The sequence below is a fragment of the Alitabrizicola rongguiensis genome, assembly GCF_021491355.1.
Taxonomy (GTDB): domain Bacteria; phylum Pseudomonadota; class Alphaproteobacteria; order Rhodobacterales; family Rhodobacteraceae; genus Aliitabrizicola; species Aliitabrizicola rongguiensis.
Genome location: NZ_JAKENF010000001.1, coordinates 986403 through 998748, shown reverse-complemented (window position 1 = coordinate 998748; position 12346 = coordinate 986403). Strand labels below are relative to the sequence as shown.

Annotated in this window: 8 protein-coding genes; 5 read left to right on the top strand and 3 right to left on the bottom strand. The window is 63.4% G+C overall.

From position 1 onward, the window contains the following. Position 1 precedes the first annotated feature (1 nt). The 4 genes from L0V05_RS04940 to L0V05_RS04925 are packed head-to-tail and all read left to right on the top strand — an operon-like array spanning position 2 to position 4331. The gene (locus L0V05_RS04940; RefSeq protein ID WP_234868971.1) at positions 2-847 is read left to right on the top strand and encodes an NAD-dependent epimerase/dehydratase family protein; all 846 of its coding nucleotides are present in this window, start codon (positions 2-4) and stop codon (positions 845-847) included. Continuing rightward, entirely contained in the window at positions 844-1467 is a 624-nt protein-coding gene (locus tag L0V05_RS04935) for a sugar transferase (protein WP_234868970.1), read from the top strand. The genes L0V05_RS04940 and L0V05_RS04935 overlap by 4 nt, the downstream gene beginning before the upstream one ends. A gap of 32 nt (positions 1468-1499) precedes the next feature. Beyond that, positions 1500-3422 (top strand): polysaccharide biosynthesis protein, encoded by a 1923-nt coding sequence (locus L0V05_RS04930; protein WP_234868969.1) that lies wholly within the window; start codon positions 1500-1502, stop codon positions 3420-3422. Between the two features lie 54 nt (positions 3423-3476). Further along, on the top strand, positions 3477-4331 hold the full coding sequence (locus L0V05_RS04925; protein WP_234868968.1) for a YihY/virulence factor BrkB family protein: 855 nt from the start codon (positions 3477-3479) through the stop codon (positions 4329-4331). On the opposite strand, the gene L0V05_RS04920 is transcribed toward L0V05_RS04925, so the two are convergent. The 3 genes from L0V05_RS04920 to L0V05_RS04910 all read right to left on the bottom strand — a co-directional run bounded on the left by L0V05_RS04920 (position 4325) and on the right by L0V05_RS04910 (position 11036). After that, positions 4325-7681 carry a translocation/assembly module TamB domain-containing protein gene (locus tag L0V05_RS04920; RefSeq protein WP_234868967.1) on the bottom strand — a complete coding sequence of 1119 codons (3357 nt, stop codon included), beginning with the start codon at positions 7679-7681 and terminating at the stop codon, positions 4325-4327. The two genes, L0V05_RS04925 and L0V05_RS04920, sit on opposite strands and share 7 nt — an antisense overlap. Positions 7682-7848: 167 nt before the next feature. Further along, positions 7849-9636 carry an autotransporter assembly complex protein TamA gene (locus L0V05_RS04915; protein ID WP_234868966.1) on the bottom strand — a complete coding sequence of 596 codons (1788 nt, stop codon included), beginning with the start codon at positions 9634-9636 and terminating at the stop codon, positions 7849-7851. 128 nt (positions 9637-9764) lie between these two features. Continuing rightward, positions 9765-11036 carry an ROK family transcriptional regulator gene (locus tag L0V05_RS04910; protein ID WP_234868965.1) on the bottom strand — a complete coding sequence of 424 codons (1272 nt, stop codon included), beginning with the start codon at positions 11034-11036 and terminating at the stop codon, positions 9765-9767. A gap of 213 nt (positions 11037-11249) precedes the next feature. Here L0V05_RS04910 and xylF point away from each other — a divergent pair, with 213 nt between their 5' ends. Further along, positions 11250-12275 (top strand): D-xylose ABC transporter substrate-binding protein, encoded by a 1026-nt coding sequence (gene xylF / locus L0V05_RS04905; RefSeq protein WP_234868964.1) that lies wholly within the window; start codon positions 11250-11252, stop codon positions 12273-12275. Positions 12276-12346 lie beyond the last annotated feature (71 nt).

Below are 12346 nucleotides of genomic sequence, written 5' to 3'. Positions count from 1 at the left end.
GATGGCGCAATCACATCTGCCGAATGTCCTGATAACCGGTGCGACGGGACGCGTCGGAACGCTGTTGCGCAAGGCCTGGGCAGTTAGTCCACCTGTTGAATTCCGTCCGGTCTGGTCCTCCCGCTCGGTCGAATCTCGGCCCGACTGGATAGTCTGGGACATGGGCAGCGATACCCTTCCCGTTCTTGATCCGCCTCCTCGCGCCATCCTTCATCTCGCGCGCGGCACAGGTCGCGATTGTAGGCAGGTCTCGGACATCCACATGGATGGCCAGGCGCTGCGGCTCGCCCAGCTTCACGTTGCGCCGCTTCTGATTGCATCATCAGTTGCAGTCTACGGCTCTTCCTCCGAGATGATGTCGGAACGGGCAGCTTTGTCCCCCCAAACCCGGAACGGCTGGTCAAAGCTCCGTCAGGAGCGCGAGCTATCCGGAGCCGACAAGGTCTGCTTTCTGAGGCTCGGAAATGTGGTAGGCGCCGATGGCCTGATCGGTGCTTCCAGCGGCAACCTTGTCCTCGACCGGGGAGACGGGTCCGACGGGGGCCCTGTGCGCAGCTGGATCGGGCCCCGGACCCTTGCGACAGTGCTGGCACATCTGCTTGCGCTTTGCGTTTCGGGCCGTTCCCTGCCACAGCGCCTGAACGTCGCTCAGGCGCCGGCATTGGGCATGGCCGAACTGGCCGACGCCGATCAGAGGCGATGGCGTTTCTCTGACCGAATGGCAGATGTAGGCTGTGTTCGGGTCGATTGCAGTCTGCTTCGATCGACGATCGGCAAGGCGATTGCACCGGCCGAAGCAGCCGTGATGGTTGCGGAATGGCGCACGCTGGCAGCGGTTTGCGTATGACGCCAGCCAAGCGGGTGATGGATGTGGTTGTTTCGGTCGCCTTGTTGCTGGTGTTGGCGGCACCGCTGGTGATGCTCCTGTGCCTTGTCCTGCTATGCGATGGGCGGCCGATCTTGCATGTCAGCGAGCGGATGAAGTCACCCGATACCGCCTTTCGGCTGCTGAAACTGCGAACGATGGCGCAGGCGCCGGAAGCCCCGGTCATCTGCGGCGGCGATCAGGTGCATCGGATAACGCCGCTGGGCCGGTTTCTCCGGCGGACCCGGCTCGATGAGGTTCCGCAGCTCTGGAACGTGCTGCGCGGAGATATGAGCCTGGTCGGCCCACGCCCACCGCTTCGGATCTACGTTGAACGCTATCCCGCCCTTTATGCCCAAGTGCTACGCAGTCGGCCGGGGGTCACCGGCCTTGCCTCGCTCGGCTTTCATCGGCACGAGGAGCGGCTGCTTGGCGCCTGCCGAACCGCGCAGGAAACGGATAGGGTCTACGTTCGGCGCTGCATTCCGCGCAAAGCCCGGATCGACCTCATCTATCAGCGGCGCCGGACGGTCCTTCTCGATTTGCTTCTGTTAATGGCGACGGCCTGGTTGCCAGTTTGCCGGCTGATCCGTGTCAAATGAGGGCCCTCCGTCTTGCCGAATATCTATCCGGGATGAGCCGCCGATCGAAGCGGGCGGTGCTCTTGTCCCTGGACCTTCTGGCGTCGCAGACGAGCCTGTTCGGTGTGGCGGGATATCTTCATTCCGGCCTTCGCAATCTGCCGGTCGAGGCTGGCCTTCTCGCCATCGTGGTTCCGGCGACTGCCGCGGCGCTTGGCCTGCACAATGTCAAGTTGGCTGCCTATGATCAGGACGGGCTGCCGCGCAGTGCTGCACTCGTGCTGGCCACAAGTCTTCCTCTATGGCTAATCGGCTTGAGAGAACCGGACGCTCTTGTGGCCTTCATGTTCGGCTTTCTGCTGCTTTCCGTCGGTCTGAGGCTGCTCTTGCTCAGGCTTCTGCTGATGATCTTGCGTTGGGAACAGCCCCGTTGCCCGGTCATCATCTACGGCGCGGGGGAGACCGGGATCCAGCTTGCGCTGGCACTGAAGCGCGACCGCTTGATCCGCCCAGTCGCGCTGATCGACGATCAGGCGGCGCGGATCGGGCAAAGGTTGGCAGGCCTTTGCGTCCGGCCCCCGACCGAACTCGAAAGCCTGCGTCAGCGATGGGATGCGAGGCACATCATCCTTGCCATGCCGTCAGAACCACCTTCCCGGTTGGAGGCGCTGATACACAGGTTGCAGTCATCGGGCCTTATTGTTCGGGTCATTCCCTCCTTTGCCCAGCTTGTCGGCACTGATCGCCAATGCGTGGACCTGACAGCGATACCCGCCGACCTTTATCTTTCCCGCGCGCCAGTCCATCCCGACTTGGCCGACGTGGCACGGCTTGTCGCTGGCAAGACCGTGTTGGTGACCGGGGCAGGCGGCAGCATCGGGTCCGAGTTGTGCCGCAACCTGATTGGCTGCGGCCCGGCGGCGTTGGTGATGCTCGACCACAGCGAGGCCGCTCTCTATTCGATCGATGCCGAGCTTCGGGAAACCAAACCGGCCTGCCGGCTGATCCCGGTTCTGGGGTCGATTGGAGACGCCGCCCTGCTCAGGGAAATACTTGTTCGGCATTCCGTGCATTCGGTGATCCACGCAGCCGCTTACAAGCATGTCCCGATTGCCGAAACCAACCCCGCTGCGACAGTTGCGAACAACGTGTTCGGTACCCGTATCCTGGCCGAATGCAGTGTAAAGGCGGGCGTGCGGCGGTTCGTGCTGATTTCAACGGACAAGGCGGTACGACCTGTTGGCGTGATGGGCGCAAGCAAGCGCCTTGCCGAGATGGTGGTTCAGGACATTGCCAGACGCCATCCCGCAACAGGCTTTTCGATCTTGCGCTTCGGCAATGTCCTTGGTTCATCCGGCTCTGTCGTTCCGCTTTTCCGCCGACAGATCGAGCGGGGCGGCCCCGTGACCGTAACCCATCCCGAAGTGACGCGCTATTTCATGACCCCAGCCGAGGCTGCCCGTCTGGTTCTTGCGGTGCTCGGCTTCCCGTCTGCGACACGAGCCGGGGTCTATGTTCTCGACATGGGGCATCCGGTGCGGATCGCCGACCTTGCGCGGCGGATGATCAGGGAGTCGGGAATGACGGTTCGCGACGATCGTTGCCCAGATGGCGATATCGAGATCCGCATGACCGGCCTCCGGGCCGGCGACAAGCTCCACGAAGAGCTCTTGATCGACGTCGAAACCCAACCGACACAGCATCCCCGCATTCTGCTGGCCAGAGAGATCGGCTTGCCTTCAACCGATATGCGGCAGGCCTTGCGACAATTGCGGTTCGCGATTGCCGAAAACGATACGCCGGCCCTGCGCCGCGTGCTGTTTCGCTGGGTCGAGGCTGGCCCGGTGGGGTGCCTCGGCCCAGATCGGGCCCCAGGGCCGGAAGCAACAGGATTGGAGTCGTTCCGTTTCGGCACACCCGTTGACGTAAAGTTCCGGGCGACAATTGACGCGGCGGCGCAGCATCGCATTTACTGAGGCGGTATCGCCATCAAGGGCTTACGCCCTCCCCACGGCGCCAACAGCGGAAACATGCGGATAATCCATGTCCTCTTGGGTGTTGTCTGGCGGCTCTGGCTCCGCAACGCCGAGGCGAAGCTGGGGCTGACCTCTGCCGGGGTGGCATTCTTCGGCTTCTTGGCGATCTTCCCGGCGATTGCAGCCTTGATCGCGGTCCTGGGCTTCGCCTCGGACCCGCAGGTCATCTACAACCAGATGGTGGCACTCAAGGATCTGCTTCCGAAGGAGTCCTACGAGCTGATCGAATCGCAGGTCCGCGCCCTCGTCGCTGCCAATGGCGGCACCCTTGGCTGGACCACAGTCCTCTCGACCCTGTTCGCCATGTGGTCGGCGCGTGCCGGGGCCGGAGCCCTCATCCAGGGGCTGGACGAAGCCTACGGCCATGTTCATCGCGAGGGTATCTGGCACGTGCTGCAGGCGGTGATGCTGACCTTGGTGCTGATGACGGTGGCGCTGGCCTCGATTCTCGCTGGCGTCATCGTGCCGCTTGCACTGGCCATCCTGCCGCTAGGTGAAACTGCAGCGGTATGGCTGGAGCGGGCAAACGAAGCGCTCGGGCTTTCGGTTGTGATTGTCGGCGTGTGGATCGCCTATCGCTTCGGGCCAAACCACCCCGAGAACGTCCGTCCGCTGATCTGGCCGGGCTTGTTGCTCGCGGGTGTGCTATGGATCGTGACCTCGCGCGGTTTCATGTTCTATCTGGCCCGCTTCGCCGGCTACAACCACATCTATGGCGGCATCGGTGCGGTGGTCGTGCTGCTGATGTGGTTCTGGCTCAGCGTCTACTCTGTTCTTCTTGGCGCAGCGCTCAATTCCGTGCTGCGCCCCGAGGCCGACCCGCCTGCGCCGAAGCCCGGCGCTCAGTAGCTGCGGTCGACAAACATGCCGAGCGAGGTGTCGCCTTCCGAATCGGCCGACCCTCGGATGGTCACACCTCGCCCGAGATCGAGGTTCAGGTTCAGTTCTGTCGTCCCTTTCGAACCGACAGCCACATCGGTGTAGATCCTGTCCGACAAATACCGGCCGATCTTCAGCGATGTCCCGCCAGTACTATCGGAGCCTACATCCAGATCATCCAGACCGAATCCGCGCCGCAGGGACCCTAGGATCCCCTCGCCGCCGCGCCCCGCCAGCGTCGCCACGGCACCTGCCAGCTGTGCCGCCTGAAACGGCGAAAGCGATGTCAGGTCGCGACCGAACAGGAGATGCGCCAGCACCTCTTCCTGCGGCAACTCCGGCGAAGAGGTAAAGGTGACGGTCGGCTCGCTGATCCGGCCTTCGAGCACGACCGAACTCGTGATGCCGTCGCCGGAAGTCGAGGCAACGACCCGCAGCTGGGGATTGAAGTCGCCCTCAAGTGTCAGTTCGGCCTCGGTGAGATCAAGACGACGGCCGAGTATGTCGAACCGCCCCCGGATCAGCCCGATCCTGCCACTGGGTACAAGATTGGCCGTGGTTCCGCCCAGGCGGATTGAACCGCCAAGCTCGGCATCAAGCCCACGTCCGCGAACGAAAACTCGGTTGGGGGCGTCAATCGTCACGTCCATCGCAAAGGGACGCGTGCTGCCCGACCTCCCCCGATCCCCCGGTCCGGCAACCAGACCCGCACGCTCGCGGGTCGCCCGCACGGCAGTAGGTTCGTTGACGTGCTGCAAGTCGGGAATCTCGGCGGTTCCGGCAATGCTGCCATTCGGCACGCGGATCTCGGTTTCCGGCAGGAACAGCCGCCCGGAAATCGATCCGCCGCCGGTCAACGGGCCGGTCACCCGGACATCGCCGTTGACGCGAACCTCGTAAAGTTCTGGGTCGCGCAGCACGGCTTCGCGCAGCGCGATTGCCAGATCCGACTGGAACGGCGGCTCAAGCCCGACAGTGCCGCTGGCGGTTATCTGCCCGCCGGCATTGATGCGACCCGAGGCCTCGATCTTGGCACGGCCACCGGCCAGATCGGCCTGGGCACTGATGCCTTCGACGATGAACCGAAGCAGAGGCGCCGAGACGCGGCCATTCGCGAGGCTGATGCGCCCAGAGAGCGAGCGAAGGGCGAGCGGACCCTTCAGCCGCATGTCGAAGGACAGGGGCCCTGCTACGGTTCGAGGCGTGATGAACGGGTTCGCGAGCGCTGACTGTGCCGTGCCGCGAAGCGCAAGGTCGGCGCGATCGAATCGTTGAGCGACGGTTCCGGTTACACCCGCATCAATCTGGCCGGGGCCTTTTGCGCCAAGATCGACTGCGTAGCCATCGGGCCTTTCCGTGATCGTTCCGCTGACAGTTGCCGGTCCAGGGAACTCCGGCAGAAGCAGGGCAAGGTCCTTCAGCCGCCCGTCGACATTCAGCCGTCGCGGGGTATCGCCTTTGGCCTGTGTGACATTCACTGCAACCTGCGGATTGGAGAGCTTCAAACCATCCAGCCGCGGCGTACCATTCACAGTCCGCATGTCGATGTTCAGGGCCGTCGCACCGGCCAGAACGCGGTCGGCGGTCGGTTCGCCAATGCCAAGATTGCTTGCCTGGGCGGTGAGGGTCGCGCGGCCATTGTCAAGCGTTCCGGTCCAGCGAGCCTGTCCCTTCAGCGCGCCACGATAGGGCGCGCCAAGTGTCCGGAGATCGTCAAAGGCCAGGTCTGCCGTCAGGTCGCTTCCGGAACTCTTGAGTTCCCCGGATGACCGAACGGAAAGGTTAGCGGCAGCAAGATCGAACTGCCGGATGGCCGTGCCCGAACCGTCGCGGGCAACCGAAAAATCGATAGCGGATGTTCCTGCCAGAAGGTTGTCGACCTCGGGAATGCCGATGCGCAGCGCGGTCCCAGACAGCGTTCCGGTGACATCGAAGTTTCCGCCCAACAGGCTGCCATTGCCATCTGCGTGAAGGATCGCCGCCCCGCCAAGCGGCCGCCCGGCCAGACCGGAGAAGCGCGTCAAATCGCGCAGATCGGCCTGCAGAGCCCCATCAAGGCTGATACCGGCATCGAGGCCGCCGATCCGGCCCTGGGTCTTCAGCGTGTAATCCGATCCGGCAAGCGTCAGGTTTGACAGGCGCAGCGGCTGTCCCTCCTGCCAGGCAAGCTTGATCTGGCCGGTGGTTGCTCCGCCAAGTGCCTGGTTTAGGCCTGGATCTTTGGCCTTGATGCCCGATGCGATCAGGCTGAGCGTTGCGCCGACGGTGTTGCCGGCCGGACCTCGCCCGATCCGCCCTGATCCGGTCAGCATCAGCTGGTCGATGGCAATGGCCGGCTGTGCAAATCCGGCGACCGTAGCCTGTCCGCGCCAGCCCTCGTCCACCGCAGGATCGAAGCGAAGCGTCAGGTCAGCCTTGCGCAGCGACGGTGGTGAGCCGCCGCCAACCGGCAGGACCACGATCGAACCGTCGTCATGCGCGATCTGGCCCTGAAGCGAGAAGCGCTCGGGCAACCCGTCGGAGCCCAGTGCCAGATTGCCGTCGATCGTCATTGCCTTGGTGCGCACCGACAGCTGCGAAAGGTCTAGCGCCCCGCTTGTCGCCCGCGTACCGGCCAAGTTGAGGCTGACATCATGTCCGAAGAAATCCGCATATTCCGGCAGGAACAGCGGCACCGGATCTCCACCAAGGCTGGCGGTGAATGCAGAATCACCTCCTTGCGGGCTTTGAAGCGTGATCTTGCCGGTCAGTCGATTGACGCTGTCAGTTGCCAGGCGGATGTCTGCGGCGAAATTGTCGATGCGACCGTCGCCTTTGACAAAAAACTCCGTCGCCGGTGCGCCTGGCAGGCCGAGACGCGTCGCGACCAAGCCTCCAGCCGCTTCCTGGGCATCAAGATCCAGGGAAAGGAGCCTCGTCGAATTGGCATAGCTGGCCTTCAACCTGATGATGGTCTTTGGTCCGGCATCGGTGCGCATCAGCGAGAGGTCCGTCTGCCCCTCACCTCCCGTGAGCTTCATCGAGGCATTCAGCGTCGCCTCGAGCGCAGTTCCAAGCACCGGCTCGTCAAGTTCCAGCCGGGCTACGCCGAGCTTGGCGATGTCGATCGAGACCGGCAGTTCCGGCAGGGAAAACCCCGAAGCTTCTGGCGAGGGCCGACTGGGTTCGCTGACCGGCCGACGGGCAACGACGATCTCTTGCGCGGTCAGTTCGTTGACCGAGATGTTGCCGCGCAGGACGGCAGCGCGGTTCCAGTCAAGCGTCACATCGTTCAGAGTCAGCCAGACGCCCTCGGAATCCGCGATGGTAAGCTGCTGCATCGTCGCGCGTGACGACAATGCCCCTTGAAAACCGGTTATGCGCACCTCGCGTCCGGCGCCGGAGAGCTGGTTTTGCAGAAACCGGGTCAGAATACCCTGGTCATCCTCGGACTGCGCAAGAACCGGCGACGCGAATAGGCAGAGGACCAAGGCAAATACGCGCCGCATCAGAAGGCCTGCCCTATGCCAAGATAGAACTGCACGCCATCGCCGGTATCGCCCGACACTGGATAGCCGATATCGAAGCGGATAGGGCCGATGCTCGTGGCGTAACGAAGGCCGAGTCCGGCGCCTGCCTGCTCGCCGCCTTCGGGGTCGTTGATGAGCTGGGTCACGCCGACGCTTCCGAAATCATAGAAGCCGACAATGCCGATCTTTTCGGTGATCATCGTGCGAAGTTCGATCGAGGCCCCCAGAAACTGGCTGCCGCCCGTCAAAAGGTCAGGCGCGATCGCATAGACCCCGAGCGACTGATAGGGCTGACCGCGCACCGTGCCGGCGCCGCCGGAATAGAACAGGTAATCCCGCGGCGTGTTTTCGATCGCGGCGCCAAGGATCGATCCGATTTGCACGCGACCGGCCAGGACTACGCGGTTTTCTGCGCCGAAGCCCTTGTAGGCGCGGGCATCGACCGTCAGCCGCCCGCCGGAATCCGTGTCGCCGAAACCAAGGAAAGGGCTGATCTGCCCATTCACGAAATAGCCGTCTGTCGGATCGAACTTGCTGTTGCGCCGGTCGTAGGTCGCGCCCAAGGGGGCAGCGAGCACATCGAAGTCATAGTCGCCTGTAATGTCACTGACACGTTCTGCCCGGTACTCCAGCCCCGCCCGGAGAGTGAGAGCATCGCTCCAGAATTGCGTGGCAGCAAAGCCCGTCACGAAGAGGTCGATCGTCTGATCCTCGTCGTTGATGCGCGAGGCGTTGGCGTAAAGGCTGGCGAGCGTGTCGGGCGTGAATGTGGCGGGACGCTCAAGCGTCACGCCGATCATGTAATCCTCGCCGGTATCCTGCGCGCCGACATTGTCGACCTGGAAGTCGAAGCGCAGCCGCTCGGCGCCACCGAACAGGTTGCGGTGCAGCCAGTAACCGGTCACGTCAAGCCCGCTGGAGTTCGACACTTCTGCGCCGAAGCCGAAGCGGCGCAGACGGTCTTCGACCAGCAAGGTGTCGACATCCAGGGTGTTGCCAGGGCCGATCGCGTCGGATTCGGTCAGCGAGACGGATCGGAACACCCCTGCCCGGCGCAGGCGGTCGGCGCTTTTGTTCAGGGCCTCGGGGCTGAAGACCTGGCCTTCGGGGAAACCGGCGATGGCACGGATGCGCTCTTCGCGCATGCGTTGCTGTCCCGTGACATTGAACTTGCCGAACCGCAGTTGCGGCCCCGGGGCCATGCGGATGTCGGCGGCGAGCGTTTCCTGGCGGTGATCGACCGTCAGAGACTGGTCGCCCACCTTTGCCTTGGCGTAGCCGACATCCCGCCAGCCACCCACAGCGGCATCCGCTGCATCGACGATCACGCCTGTTTCTGCGGGCTTGCCCGTGGCAAATGCTTTGGGTAGCGCAGTATTGGGCGCCAAGGGTGCGATCCGGGCCTGACTGAACTCGAACTGCGGTCCGGCGGTAACCGTGACGGCGATGCGGTTGACGCGCGCCGGTGCGTCGAGGGGAGCGATCGACGCCGCCTCGCGTCCGTCGATCCTGACGTTGATGATGGGAGAGTAATAGGCGTGTGCGTACAGCGTTCCGATCAGGCGCGCATACTCGGCCCTGGCCGCGGAAAACAGGTCCTGAGCGGTAGTCGCGCCGTCGCGCTGCGATTGCAGGACGACAGAGGCGGCGCGCAGTTCCTTGGCAAGCTCTGGCGGGGCGCCTGGTGTCTCAAAGGTGATGGTGTCTTGCGCCTGGGCAGCACCGACAAGTGACAGCGCAAGAATTGTCGCGCTGCCCCATGCCAAGGCCAAATCCCTTGCCCGCCGCTGCGTCAAATCAGCCCCCATCCACTCCGATCGACAATTGCATGTCGCCCGGTTCGCGGCAATTGCCAGACGCCAAGATGTGGTAGGCTTGAGCGGAATTCGCCCGCCTATTGTGCCGCGATATCCGATGTCGCTGACAGCAGGCGTTCGGTAACGGTCGAAAGGGCAAGTGCCGCGGCGCCATGCGCCCAGAGCATGTCTCCCCAGGCATGAACCTCGATCCGCGGCAGCGGCCGACCGGTTTCGATGACCATCGCTTCCATCTCGGCGAGCGTATCTGCGGCGTAGAGGTAGTCGAACCTCAGCCTGGCCCCGGCTAGGATGATCAGCGGCGGGTCGAACAGGTTCACGACATTCGCCAGACCGACGGCCAGATAGCGTCCTGCGCGGCGGAAGATCGAGCGCGCCGCATGATTGCCGGCCTTGGCGTGGTCGTAGAGGCTTTCCAGAAGGACGATCATCGATTGCCCGTCCTTGTAAACCCAGTTGAGCGCGGTCGTCGCCTCTCTCGCCAGAGCATAGTCTGCGACATAGGCCTCGAGGCAGCCGCGCTGACCACATCGGCAGAGGGCGCCGTCAAGCTGAGCCTTGGTGTGGCCAAGTTCCATCCCAAGCCCGAGTGCGCCACGATAGAGCCTGTGGTTCAGCACCATGCCCATGCCGAGACCCTGTTCGATGGTGACCACCGCGAAGTCTGGCAGCATCCGCCCTGCCCCGAACCAAAGCTCGGCCATGGCGCAGAGATTGGCATCGTTGTCGATCGTGACCGGCAGGCCCAGGTGCGCCGAAGCCAGTGAAGCCAGCGGCACACCCCGGTCTGACAGGACCGAGGACCAGATCACCCGTCCGGCCGGGCTATCGATATATCCCGGCATCCCGATCCCGACAGCCGACAGGTCACGGCGAGTCATGCCCGCCTTGAGGGTGGCGGCGTCGACAAGACCTACAATTGCATCCAGCACTTCGGCCGACGTCAATGCGACAGGCCTGCGATCGATCCGATGGTCGGCCAAACGATTTCCGGCGAAGTCGACGATCACGGCCGACAAGTCCTGATCCGAGATCTTCAGTCCTACGACATAGTGCGCGGTCGGCCGCACCCCGAGCGCGACCGCCGGACGCCCCCGGCCCTCGCCGCCCTCGCGCGGGGCCGAGACCTCCTGGATCAACCCGACCGCGATGAGTTCGGAGGTGATGGTCGTGACCGATGCCGGACTCACATCCAGATCTTTGGCGAGTTGGACACGGGCGATCGTTCCTGCTGCGCGGATGCGTTCGAAGACCTGCTGGCGGAGCGGACGCAGCCCTTCGGACAGAGGCGGGATGACCGGACCACAGCCCGATCGACCCTCAGTTGCCACCCGCATCCGCGCCTTCATTTATTCGGCCCCCGAAGTAAAGACAGCAGTTTTGACCCAAATTGCGGTTGCGTCATGCCGCAAAGCAGCGAAGGGTTGCTCAATTTGCCAGCATGGTGAGAATTGCTGGCAATTTTTATTTTGACAACTGAAATTATTCGAGCGATTTTCCCCGCGTGCCGACGAATCCGTCGGACCGGCCATTCGCAGGCCACATCCACAGGGAGGATATAAATGCGTAAATCCATTCTTGCTGCCGTGGTCGCCGTTGTCGGCTTCTCGGCTGCAAATGCCGCCATGGCGCTGACGGTCGGCGTGTCTTGGTCGAACTTCCAGGAAGAGCGCTGGAAGACCGACGAGGCCGCCATCAAAGCAGCCCTCGATGCCGCTGGTGCAAGCTATGTTTCGACTGACGCTCAGTCGTCCTCGTCCAAGCAGCTGGCCGACGTTGAGTCGCTGATCTCGCAAGGCGTCAACGCCCTCATCATCCTGGGTCAGGATACCACCGCGATCGGCCCGGCCGTTCAGGAAGCCATCGATGCCGGCATCCCGGTTATCTCGTATGACCGCCTGATCGAGGATCCGCGCGCCTTCTACATCACGTTCGATAACGTCGAGGTTGGCCGGATGCAGGCCCGTGCCGTTCTGGCCGCCGCGCCGAAGGGCAACTACGTGATGATCAAGGGTTCGAACACCGATCCGAACGCCGATTTCCTGCGCGGCGGACAGCAGGAAGTGCTGCAGCAGGCGCTCGATGCCGGCGACATCAAGATCGTGGGCGAAGCCTATACCGATGGCTGGCTGCCGGCGAACGCCCAGAAGAACATGGAACAGATCCTGACGCAGAACGACAACAAGGTTGACGCCGTCGTCGCTTCGAACGACGGGACCGCCGGCGGTGTCGTGGCGGCGCTGACAGCCCAAGGCATGCAGGGCATCCCGGTTTCGGGTCAGGACGGCGACAAGGCCGCTCTGAACCGCGTTGCCGCCGGCACGCAGACCGTTTCGGTCTGGAAGGATGCGCGCGAACTCGGCAAGGAGGCCGCGACCGTTGCGGTGGCGCTTGCCAACAAGACCGATCCGAAGGCCATCCCGAATGTCCAGACCTTCAAGACCCCGGGTGGCAATGAGGTGAACGCGGTGTTCCTGACGCCGATCCCGATCACCAAGGACAATCTGGGTGTCGTGGTTGATGCGGGCTGGATCACCAAGGATGAACTTTGCCAGGGCGTCTCGAACGGCCCGGCCCCCTGCAACTGATCCCCGCGATCTGACTGACGGAACGCCCCGGCCCCCGCTGGCCGGGGCGTTCTTCAACAGCCGTCGCGCGG

What these genes read in the sequence shown, in the direction of transcription:
- L0V05_RS04935 (WP_234868970.1), top strand. Translation starts at nt 844, where the DNA reads ATGACGCCAGCCAAGCGGGTGATGGATGTGGTTGTTTCGGTCGCCTTG.
- L0V05_RS04930 (WP_234868969.1), top strand. Translation starts at nt 1,500, where the DNA reads ATGAGCCGCCGATCGAAGCGGGCGGTGCTCTTGTCCCTGGACCTTCTG.
- L0V05_RS04925 (WP_234868968.1), top strand. Translation starts at nt 3,477, where the DNA reads ATGCGGATAATCCATGTCCTCTTGGGTGTTGTCTGGCGGCTCTGGCTC.
- L0V05_RS04940 (WP_234868971.1), top strand. Translation starts at nt 2, where the DNA reads ATGGCGCAATCACATCTGCCGAATGTCCTGATAACCGGTGCGACGGGA.
- xylF (WP_234868964.1), top strand. Translation starts at nt 11,250, where the DNA reads ATGCGTAAATCCATTCTTGCTGCCGTGGTCGCCGTTGTCGGCTTCTCG.
- L0V05_RS04910 (WP_234868965.1), bottom strand. Translation starts at nt 11,036, where the DNA reads ATGAAGGCGCGGATGCGGGTGGCAACTGAGGGTCGATCGGGCTGTGGT.
- L0V05_RS04920 (WP_234868967.1), bottom strand. Translation starts at nt 7,681, where the DNA reads ATGCAGCAGCTTACCATCGCGGATTCCGAGGGCGTCTGGCTGACTCTG.